Origin of the sequence: Neorhizobium vignae, from assembly GCF_000732195.1 — a bacterium.
In the GTDB taxonomy this organism is placed as follows: domain Bacteria; phylum Pseudomonadota; class Alphaproteobacteria; order Rhizobiales; family Rhizobiaceae; genus Neorhizobium; species Neorhizobium vignae.
Genome location: NZ_JNNU01000022.1, coordinates 26,650 through 37,133, shown reverse-complemented (window position 1 = coordinate 37,133; position 10,484 = coordinate 26,650). Strand labels below are relative to the sequence as shown.

Here is a 10,484-nt window from a genome sequence, read left to right as displayed (position 1 = left end):
ACAATCTTCAATCACCCGAAAAGATCGAACTGGAATGAGATGCAGGATACTATCAAACGTGAGGAACCATGAATACTGAGGCTCCAGTGCCCCAAGCGGCTAGATCCAGATACAAGTTTCTTGCGAACGGACTTTGTCCCTTGCTGGAACAATAATAGCTTGATGTCTGCCCAACAAAGTTTGTACGCAGTTGCATGAACGAGAATTCATGGGGCTGATCTGATGCCTCTTCGACCGGGGCCCGGCCCTCCAACAGAGCAAGACTCCATGAGCGACGCAAGCGCGCGCCAAAAGCTTCTGATCGTGGAACGCAAACTCGTCCACAATCGCGGACACCACCATACTCAAATTGCCGCGTTGCGTCGGTATTTCCCGGATCACGAGACGATCATCGTGGCTGGGGAAGCCTATGACGGGTTCCTGGGAGCAGCGGCGGCAAAGCTTACCAACAGGTCGATCAAGCTAGCAAAACTGCGATCGCGTCTACTCTACGGAAATGCCTTCGAGCAAATAGCTGCCGTATTGGGCGTCCTTAAAGCCAAGCATTCGCTCAAGCTGCCTCCTTCCGCCTTTGGTAAGCAACTGACTGACATATGCCGTAGCCTTGACTTGGGAGCGAACGATCTCATCGTTATACCGACGGCAGACTTGGATACCCTCGAGTCAGTGGTTGAGCTGAGCGCTGTATTGGCAGATGAAACACCCAGAATTTGCCTCCGCTTCCTGAATTCCGAACTGGGGGACCGAAATGAAAAGATTCGGTCGAGGCGGCTGAGCGCGATCCTTGCAAAACTCCCAGCGAGCGTTTTCCTGTTCAGCGAGACCGAGGAACTGGCGGCCTATTTTCAGGCGAGTTTCCGCATGCCCGTCGAAGGTGGGCTTTACCTCCCCTGCAGTATGCCCCTCGCAGCACCCCCAGGCTATAAGACGGGTAAGAACGGTAGCTTCCGCGTGGGAATATTCGGAGAACCTCGCCCCGAAAAGGGTAGCGCGCGGATCGCAGATATCGTCGCGGCCGTTGCTGAAGTGGCTCAGAGCGGATCCGTGGGGACAATAGATTTCGCCATCCAAGGCTCGATGGCGGACTTCAGCGAAGGCGGCGTCTATGGAGGCCTGCAAAATTTCAACGGTGGTGGACGAAATGTTACCGTTTCTCCACACGGCAACCGTATATCGCCACAGGAGTTCGAGCAGCTGTTTCAGTCGACGGATGCGATCCTATTGCCCTACGAGGCGGCGACCTACGGTCTCCAAGGATCAGGTGTCGTTCAAGACGCCGTCGCGGCCTATAAGCCGATCATCTATGCCCAGGGCATGTCGATGAAGGCGTTTCTTTCGTTCGGAAATGCCTTGCCCGCGAAGACCAATCAAGATTTCGCCGAAGTGATTTTACGAATCGCAGCCGATCCCTCCCGTTTTCAGCGGGGCACAGAGCGCGCGGCGGCGTATTTCCAGGATGTCCTTGCCAACAGTCCGCTCGTCCGCATCTTGGAAAGTTAGCTGCTCAGGACGTTAAACCTGTTCCGATAATTTCATTTCCTGGCGTTTCAATCTTTCCGCCACATGTTCCTGCGGAGTATCATTCAGGAGATCAGGCAATATATAAAGCCCGCCTCCTCGCTGCGCGATCGATTTGTTTAAGGAGACGTGCTCACAGATTTCCTGCCCCGCGGGATCGACGCCGGTATAGAGAGATCCCGCAAGAAACTGAGTTCGGTAAATACCAAAACCGCCAAAGGCAGACTCTACACGGATTGGCTGATCGTCTGCAGCTATCCTTTTCTGACGGCCGGTCACGAACTTCTCTATTGCAGCTTTGGTCTTTTTTCTTTTATTGAACCATGCCTGCTGCACATTGCGTACTTCTTGCCAGCAATCAGTGGGACACCACGTGGGATGGCGCAGAGCCCAGATGTCGTAATACCAATCGCGTTGATTGGCAAATAGGCCGCCCCAATCATCGGGCGCGGAGTTGATCGCGTCAGAAAAATAGGGTTCCTCAATGAGCTTCTCATTTACCCCATCAAGGTCCAGGACCACGAGAATTTCATGATTAATCCCTGCGGACAGATCTTGGCGCAAAGCGGCGAGATAAAGGTTCCTTGCGACGGCGAGGCGAGGTGTCCGCAATCTTACATTGGCGGCAAGGCCGTCGACACTTTGTATATGTGCGTCATGAACGTCAGCTGACCATTCCCTTAGAACCCTCTCGGTACCGTCCTTGGAATCGTTGGTGACAAAGAGGAATTTCGTCGTCCTGAAGCTCTCTCGTAGACGGGTAAGACGTGGAAGAGTTGCCCTTAAACCTTCCTCGCAGTCCCGTGCTGTCCCAACGATAAGCGCTTTTTTGTCAATCATTTAGTTTTCCCAATGCGGATGACACACCCTGATAGATGCCTCGACCCGTGGAAAGTCGGAGAAACCTTGTTGCCATCATGAGTCGATGATCGCTTCATTGTTGCTTTGGCCCATTCAAACTCTTGGCGGCCGCAGCGACATCCTGTTCATACATTCCTACAAAGAACTGGTCGAGGACCTGGATATGCGTTTTGCCTATAAATGCTACAGTGAGTTTGCTCGCGCTGCAGCGGGCCTATCGAGACACCGCCTGGCGTGCAGGCAGACCGTGAATCGCAGGGATGATATGGACGCAAGAGATTCGACTATGGTTAAGAGCAAAATAACTGGCGGCAGCACGAAACTTCTGTTCACCACGAAAGTATTGAACAAATACGATGTGCGCTATTACCTCTGTGAGGAAACTGGGTTTATTCAAACTGAAGAGCCGTATTGGCTGGAAGAAGCCTATGCTTCAGCAATAACCAAACTTGACGTCGGCCTGGTTGGTCGAAATATCCAATTGTCAGAAACACTAGCCCGAGTAATTCATGCGTCAGGATTTGATAAGGATGGACGTTATTTGGATTATGCGGGAGGTTATGGCTTATTTACCCGAATGATGCGAGACGTTGGCTACAATTTCTATCATACCGATCCGTACACCCAGAACCTGTTCGCCGAATTTTTTGATCTGAAAGATCTTGGCGTAGGATCAAGTTTCGAGATGTTGACGGCTATGGAAGTTTTCGAACACCTGCCGGACCCGATAGCAGAGCTGTCGCAGATGCTACAATACAGCGATAGCATCGCCTTCTCCACAAAGCTGCAACCCAAGAGGAAGATCACGACAATCGACGACTGGTGGTATTTCATCCCTGAAACCGGCCAGCATGTCTCACTCTTCAACGAGGCATCGCTTCGTTTTATTGGGAAGAAGCTCAATCTTAACTTCTATAGTGACGGTAGCTCACTTCACCTCTTTACAAAACGAGTTCTCGCTACCAACCCTTTTGAAAGACGGGAGCCGTTCATCGTGCGCAAGGCCCGTCGATTGATTGAGAAATTCGACCGAACCCGCGGCGGTCGTCGCGAAAGCCTGATGCAGAGAGATTGGGAATTCATACGTAAAATCATATCCGGCTAAGACAAACGAAGTGCTGTCAGCTGCCAAAGCGCACCCAATCTGCCGAAAGCCCCATCCATCTTTGAAACATTGACGCTTGCGATGACGGACATCTGCAAATGCGTAGCGGCGAGCTCAAGCATAAGCCGTAGCGTTGGGTATCGCTCCTTTTCGTCCGGCTGTGCAGACGAAGAAGAGCGGCGCATCGAAGCCCGAGAGGACCCATGGACAGGCGTTTGCAGGCCTTGCCCGATCGCTTGCCCAAAGGTGAAATCTGGGTTACGAGCAGCCAAAGATGCCATATGCGTGGCGAGCCGAGCGCGCGAAGGCACTATGGGCGCGATTTCAATTCAATCAGTCCGTGAGCGGTGGACAAATGAACGAAGCTAAATCGATTGCCCCTGTAGTCTTCATCATTTTCAACAGACCCGATCTTACCGAATCGGTGTTCCGTGAAATCGAGAAAGCTCGACCTGGTAAGCTCTTCATCATAGCTGACGGGCCACGTGCAGACCGTGCGAACGAGGCCGAGAAATGCGCGGAAACAAGGAAGGTGGTCGAGATCATCACTTGGGATTGCGAGGTCTTCCGCAACTATTCCGACGCGAATCTGGGCTGCCGCAAGCGGATTTCTTCTGGATTGGACTGGGTTTTCTCGCAGACCGACCGCGCTATCATTATCGAAGACGACTGCCTGCCGGATCCCAGTTTCTTCCCATATTGCACTGAACTGTTGGAAAAGTACGAGAATGACGACCGCGTGGGTTCCATCAATGGCTCAAATTTCACCCATGGCCGTGTAGAAGTCGAGGATAGCTATTACTTCAGCCGCTATCCGCTGATCTGGGGCTGGGCTACCTGGCGCCGGGTCTGGAAAAACTATGACGTGTCGATTAAACACTGGGGGACCTTGCGGGATAATAATTGGCTCAACACCGTTGCCAATCCCAGTGAGTTCGAACATTGGATCAAGGCCTTCAATCGGGTATACGACGGCGGACTCGACGCTTGGGGCTATCAATTTACCTTCTCACAGTGGCTTCAGCGACAAATCAGTATACAGCCGAAGGGCAACCTGATCAGCAATCTTGGTTTCCGTGCGGATGCAACGCACACGTCGGGGTCTAACAACGTTGCCGACCTCCCCCGGCAGGCTTTGGAATTTCCGCTTCGCCATCCGCGGGTGCCCGCCTTAAACTTCCTTGCCGACGATATCTACATGCGCGAACATTGCTATCGGAAGAAGAAGGAAAAGGGGCTGAAGCGCATCTGGGGGAAGGTATTTCCTAAGTGAAATCAACTTATGCCGCGGCAGTCCGATCGCCGTCGCGGCGTCGGGGCGGACGCATGGCGCGTTGCAAGACAGCCCTGCCCACCTGTATCTTTTGGCAATGTTATCGTAGAGGCCAATTTAGCGTGTTATCTGCGGCCATGCACCATGCCCCCCTGCGAGGAGATCTGGGAACGAATATCGCTCGTTTCTGGAATTAGGAGTGAATTTGATGCCCAAACTGCGTCTTCCTTTTAAAAAGAAAAAGCCTAGCAGCGCATATTTTGGGCTCAACGAGTTGGATCGAAAGATCGAGAAATATATCGACTACGACAACGGGTTTTATGTGGAACTCGGCGCCAATGACGGCATTCGCCAGTCCAACACCTATTATTTCGAGAAAAATCGCGGATGGAGCGGCATCCTCATAGAACCGTCGCCGAACAATTTCCTGGAATGCAGAAGGAACCGCAGCGAGAAGAACGCCATATTCTGCAATGCCTGCGTACGCTTCGGTTATCCTCATAAATATGTGGACATGACCTATGGCAACCTGATGAGCGTCTCCACGAATGTCGAGGTCGATTTGGAGAGCGTATCAGCCCATCTGGAACTCTCGCGACAATTCCTGAGGAATCGGGAAGCGACATTCGAGTTCGGTGCGGTAGCAAAGCCGCTCAGCACGATCCTGGACGAGGGCAAGGCGCCGGCGCTGATGGACATCCTGTCACTGGACGTCGAAGGTGCCGAACTGGAGGTCCTGATGGGTGTGGATTTCGACCGCCACAATTTCAGGTTCATGGTGATAGAATGCCGGAACATCGACCGCATGTGCAGCTTCCTGGAAGCCAAGGGCTACACCCTTCTGGATCAGCTTACCGGGCACGACTACCTCTTCAAGTTCAATATGGCCGAGACTGCCTGATGATCCGCCTCCGAAGCCTCGAGGCAAGCTATTGCCGGGCGGTGTTTATCTCCTGTCTCTGATAATCCGCTCCCAATGCAACGGATTGGCCCCCTTGCGCGTTGCGCGCCATTGGCTCGCATGGTGCGGGTCGACAACATGGCATGCTGATGCGGCTCGGCGCAATTCTTGATCGCTGGAACGACCAATCCCTCGCCCGGCAGTTTCTGCTCGCGGGAGGCTTGGTCGCCTTCGCGGCCATGCTTCTGGTCGGTGCCTTTGTGACCAACCTCATCGAAGCGGCGGTCACCCGCAATTCGGCAGCTTCCACCGCCCTTTATGTCGACAGCATCATCGCCCCGCTGCTTCCGGACATGAAGACCAACCAGACTCTCGACGACGTCACCACCCGCGCGCTCGACGAGACCTTCGGCCAGGGCGCGCTCGGTGGCCAGGTCATATCCTTCAAGCTCTGGCGCAGGGACGGCACGATCCTCTATGCGACGGACAAAAGCATGGTGGGACAGAAATTCGGTCCGAGCGAGGGCCTGCAAGCCGCATTTTCCGGACAGATGGTGGCGCGCTTCGGACTTGCCGAAGACCCTGAGAGCAAGATCGAGCGAGCGACGGGGATGCCCCTTCTCGAAATCTACAATCCCATCCTGCAACCCTGGTCGGGAGAGGTCGTGGCGGTCTCGGAGTTCTACGAGGTCGCGGGCGATTTCGAGCGAAGCCTCTATCAGGCGCAGCTTCGTAGCTGGGCGGCGGTTGCCGGCGTCACGCTTGCCTTCTTCCTGATCCTTTCGGCGATCGTTTTCCGCGGCAGCCGCACGATCGACCATCAGCGACAGGCGCTGACGCAGCGGGTGGCGGAACTCTCCGACCTGCTTTCGCAAAACAAGGCCCTTCACGCGCGGGCCCAGCGGGCCTCGCGGCGCGCCACCGCCCTCAACGAGAGTTATCTGCGCCGGCTCGGGGCCGACCTTCATGACGGGCCGGCCCAGCTTGTCGCCTATGCGGCACTGCGGGTGGACAGCCGGCTCCTGACCGATCCCGCAACGCCGCCGACCGCCCGCGAAGCGGAGGTCACCACGATCAAGGCCCGTCTCGACGAGGCAATGGACGAGATCCGCAGCATCTGCAGCGGCCTGGTTCTACCGCAGATCGAGACCGCCGAGCTGCCGGACGTTCTGCAGCGCGCCGTCAACGCGCACCGGCAGCGCACCGGCGTCGTCGTCGCACTGTCGGGGTCGAGCGGATCGCGGCCGCTTTCGCCCTCGGCCAAGATCTGCATCTATCGCTTCGTGCAGGAAGCGCTTAACAACGGCTTCCGGCATGGCGGCGGCATCGATCAGCGCGTTCGCCAGAGTTTCGACAACGGCAATGTCGTTGTTGAGGTTGCCGACGGGGGGCCGGGTTTCGACCCCCAACACATACGCCCGGAAGGTCTCGGGCTCGCGGGGCTCAGGGAGCGGATCGAAAGCCTCGGCGGCACATTTTCAATCATCACATCGAAGGACGGAACCACGGTCAGAATGTCGCTGAACGTGCATGAAATGGAGCAGGCCTGATGGCAGGAATAAAGATTGCGGTCATCGACGATCATCCCTTGTTTCGCGAAGGCGTGACGCGCAGCTTCGGCGAGATCGAGGATTTCGAGATGGTCGGTGAAGGCGGTTCGCGCGACGACGCGCTGCGCATCGTTCGGGAATTGTGCCCGGACGTGATGCTGATGGACATTTCCATGCCTGGAAACGGTCTTGAGGCAATTGCCGAAGCGCTCGATCATTGCCCGGACCTGAAGATCGTCATGCTGACAGTCTCGGAGGCGAGCGAAGACATTGCGACCGCGCTGAAGCTCGGGGCCAAGGGCTATGTTCTCAAGGGTGTCGGCTCCCGAGGCCTGGCAGACGTGGTGAGAACCGTGGCATCGGGTGAGAGCTATGTTTCGCCTGCCCTTTCGGCGCGGCTGATCGCCGGCCTATCCGCCTCCGGCGAAACCCCGGCAAAACCCAGCCTTTTGTCGGAACTGACCGATCGCGAACAGGAGGTTCTGAACCTGGTGGCATCCGGCCTCAGCAACAAGCGGGTGGCGCGGGAGCTCGATCTTCACGAAAAGACCGTCAAGCACCACATGACCCGCATCCTCTCGAAGCTGAAGGTAACCAACCGGACGGAGGCGGCCCTTGCTCTTCGCGATGCGACCGATCAACGATCAGCGGCCGAACGACCGCAACCTTGAGGCATCCGAAGGGGTTGCGGCCCGGTTGACGATCGTCCGGGAGCGCGAATCCCGCATCTCGTAGCGGCCTTGAGAAATGCGTTCCGTCGCGCCGTTTTGATGGCGGACGGTTATCGAGGCCCCCCGAACATCGACCTCGACGCCGGCTTTCGCTGGAGCAGCCGGGTTTGCGGGTGCCGCCGGGGCCCTGCCTGAATTTGTGGCGCCACCTGCCGGAGCCGATCCGGCGCCTGCACCGGCTCCAGAGCCGCCGCTGCCGGTATCGGCTCCAGAGCCGTTACCATTCCCGTTGCCGCCGCTATTGCCGTTTCCGTTATTGTCGGAACTGCCGCCGGCATTGTCGCTTCCGTTCCCGTTCCCGCCGGAACCGCCATTGCCGTTTTCGCCGCCGTTTCCCCCGTTGCTTCCCCCGCCGCCACCGTTACCGTTGCCGTTGCCGTTGCCGTCCTGAGCCGCGACGCTTGACAGCGTAACGCGCAGCAAGCCGTCCGCACCCGCGACAACCTTCAAAGGCAGCACGGTTGCAGCAATCGCGGTGAGCACTCCGCTCAAGAAAAGCATTCTACGGATCGGCATCTCTTGGCTCCTGGGGATGGCAATCTCCTGCGTGTGGCATTTTTGAACCGTTATGCAAGCCTAAACCGAACGCCCGCTTCATGGTTCCGCAGCCCCGTTCTCGATCAAGTGCCCGCCGACCGTGACACGGACGGTCGGCGGGCAGGGTTCTGCGCTGAAAAAGGACCGATGATCGCGCAGGAACCGGGCTCGATCCCATCACACGGCGGGCCTCCCGAGATGGTAATGGAGACAAAAAGCCCCTTGACGGCGATCGATAGCCATTTGGCCGGGGAAACCGTCGTCCGTGACTGCCCCCCAAAAAACCTCCGAGCCCAACGGCACCCTATCAGCGCGGTTTCGCGATTTCATCCCCCCTTGGACCTTTACCCCGCTCCATCAGACCAAAGGCCCAACAGCGATCAGCCTGAAGTCCCGCCCTCCCCGACTGAAGCCCGAACGCCGGAACGACCGGTGGCAACCGTAGTTGGACGGGTGATTGCGGACCCACGCGGCGGTTCGCAAGTGAAACGAAGGCTCAAGAGAAATAGGAGGAAACATCATGAAAACCACAATGAAACAGACGCTCGCGATAGCGCTTCTCGCCGGATCCACGCTTTCGGTGGTCCCGGCAATCGCTCAGGCTCAGGCTCCCGCAACCGGCCAGGACAGCGGTTCGCCCACCCTGCCACGCAAGTTGCCGCCAGGTTCGGACGGTTCGTCCGGCGCCAAGCAGGCCCAGCCGCAGCAGGATATGGGGGCGACCACGCAGCAGCCGCAAAGTGGCGCCAGCGGCAGCGGTTCGACGACTGCCCAAAGCTCGACCGCCGATCCGCAGCGCCTGAAGACCGGTGACAGCGCAGCTCAGGAAAAGCCGTCCGATCCGAAGAAGGCGCAATCCACCGACGCCCAGACAGGCAACAAGGACAATACGGCGCAGCAGAAACCTGCCGGCCAGAACGGTAGCTCCACGGCCGCCACTTCCGGCTCGGGCTCGGGAACCGATCCCAGCAAGCCGGCAACCGAAGACACTGCCCGCCAGAACAGCGGCGCACAGCAGCCTGGCTCCAACCAGGCCGCAGCCGATAAGCCTTCCAACGAGACCACGGGCAGCATCAACATTTCCACTGAACAGCGGGCGCAAGTGCGCCAGATCCTCGTCCAGAACAAGGTTGAGCCGGTCAATGTCGATATCAAGGTCGATGTGGGCGTCGCCGTCCCGACGACCGTGGAACTGCACCCTCTGCCGCCGCGCATCGTCGAGATCGTGCCGGCCTATCGCGGCTACGAATACTTCGTGCTGGCAGACGGCCGGATCATCATCGTCGAACCCTCGAGCCACAAGATCGTCTACATCCTGGTCGGCTGAGCGCTGAACGCGGGAGAAAACCATGCGTGACCGGGAACCGACAGTGATCCATACGGGCGGCGGCGGTTGGGCCGTCGCCGCCATCCTGCCGATCGCGGTCGTCGCATGCGGGCTCTTCCTGTTCGAAAGCGGCTACCTCTCAAATCGCGACATCGGCATCGACGTGACCCTGCCGAAGGTGGAGCCTGTTGCGCCAGTCACCAGATAGCAGCCTCGGTTGCATTCCAAGGCGCGGTGCGAACCGTTCGACCGCGTCACAACACCCAGAAGGAGAACCATCATGAAGACCAAGATCCTCGTTCTTTCCGCCGCAATGCTCGGCGTCCTCGCTCCTGTAGCGTCGGCCCAGCAAGGCACGGTCAATGGTGCGGCCGGCGGCGCTGTCACCGGTGCGATCATCGGAGGCCCGGTCGGTGCTGCCGTCGGCGGCGTTGCCGGCGCGGTTGTCGGGACCGCCATCGACCCGCCGCCGGAACGTGTCGTTACCTATGTGGAACAGGCCCCTGCCCCGGCATCGCCCGTCGTCATCAAGGAGAAGATCGTCGTCGGCAAGCCCATCCCGGAGACCGTCGTGCTGACCCCGGTTCCGGACAGCCCGAAATACGCCTATGCGGTGGTGAACGAACAGCGCGTCATCGTCGATCCGCAGACCCGCACGGTCGTGCAGGTCGTCCGATAAAT

11 protein-coding genes are annotated in these 10,484 nt (G+C 57.6%); 9 read left to right on the top strand and 2 right to left on the bottom strand.

Translation table 11 applies throughout. The annotated features are described in order from the left end of the window. Positions 1-267 precede the first annotated feature (267 nt). On the top strand, positions 268-1,500 hold the full coding sequence (locus GQ59_RS25720; RefSeq protein ID WP_037086753.1) for a glycosyltransferase family protein: 1,233 nt from the start codon (positions 268-270) through the stop codon (positions 1,498-1,500). Between the two features lie 12 nt (positions 1,501-1,512). Here GQ59_RS25720 and GQ59_RS25715 read toward each other — a convergent pair whose 3' ends face one another. After that, complete coding sequence (locus tag GQ59_RS25715) at positions 1,513-2,358, bottom strand: glycosyltransferase family protein (protein WP_037086751.1); 846 nt, start codon at positions 2,356-2,358, stop codon at positions 1,513-1,515. A gap of 85 nt (positions 2,359-2,443) precedes the next feature. On the opposite strand from GQ59_RS25715, the gene GQ59_RS30750 reads away from it, so the two are divergent. The 5 genes from GQ59_RS30750 to GQ59_RS25690 all read left to right on the top strand — a co-directional run bounded on the left by GQ59_RS30750 (position 2,444) and on the right by GQ59_RS25690 (position 7,879). Further along, on the top strand, positions 2,444-3,484 hold the full coding sequence (locus GQ59_RS30750) for a class I SAM-dependent methyltransferase (RefSeq protein WP_051904211.1): 1,041 nt from the start codon (positions 2,444-2,446) through the stop codon (positions 3,482-3,484). A 355-nt stretch (positions 3,485-3,839) separates the two neighbouring features. Beyond that, positions 3,840-4,757, top strand: a complete 918-nt coding sequence (locus tag GQ59_RS25705; RefSeq protein ID WP_051904212.1) for a hypothetical protein — start codon at positions 3,840-3,842, stop codon at positions 4,755-4,757. 274 nt (positions 4,758-5,031) lie between these two features. Further along, on the top strand, positions 5,032-5,658 hold the full coding sequence (locus GQ59_RS25700; RefSeq protein WP_201772437.1) for an FkbM family methyltransferase: 627 nt from the start codon (positions 5,032-5,034) through the stop codon (positions 5,656-5,658). A gap of 143 nt (positions 5,659-5,801) precedes the next feature. Continuing rightward, positions 5,802-7,208 (top strand): sensor histidine kinase, encoded by a 1,407-nt coding sequence (locus GQ59_RS25695; RefSeq protein ID WP_037086747.1) that lies wholly within the window; start codon positions 5,802-5,804, stop codon positions 7,206-7,208. Further along, a complete protein-coding gene (locus tag GQ59_RS25690) occupies positions 7,205-7,879 on the top strand; it encodes a response regulator (RefSeq protein WP_152564462.1) in 675 nt (224 codons plus the stop codon). The genes GQ59_RS25695 and GQ59_RS25690 overlap by 4 nt, the downstream gene beginning before the upstream one ends. Here the strand turns inward: GQ59_RS25690 and GQ59_RS25685 are convergent. After that, a complete protein-coding gene (locus GQ59_RS25685) occupies positions 7,853-8,440 on the bottom strand; it encodes a hypothetical protein (protein WP_244448064.1) in 588 nt (195 codons plus the stop codon). The two genes, GQ59_RS25690 and GQ59_RS25685, sit on opposite strands and share 27 nt — an antisense overlap. Before the next feature lie 556 nt (positions 8,441-8,996). Between GQ59_RS25685 and GQ59_RS30745 the strand changes: the two genes are divergently transcribed. The 3 genes from GQ59_RS30745 (at position 8,997) to GQ59_RS25670 (ending at position 10,482) form a co-directional block, all read left to right on the top strand. Further along, a complete protein-coding gene (locus GQ59_RS30745; RefSeq protein ID WP_051904209.1) occupies positions 8,997-9,803 on the top strand; it encodes a DUF1236 domain-containing protein in 807 nt (268 codons plus the stop codon). Between the two features lie 22 nt (positions 9,804-9,825). Next, positions 9,826-10,011, top strand: a complete 186-nt coding sequence (locus GQ59_RS25675; protein WP_037086737.1) for a hypothetical protein — start codon at positions 9,826-9,828, stop codon at positions 10,009-10,011. Positions 10,012-10,083: 72 nt separating this feature from the next. Then, positions 10,084-10,482 (top strand): DUF1236 domain-containing protein, encoded by a 399-nt coding sequence (locus GQ59_RS25670; RefSeq protein ID WP_037086735.1) that lies wholly within the window; start codon positions 10,084-10,086, stop codon positions 10,480-10,482. Positions 10,483-10,484: the final 2 nt, after the last annotated feature.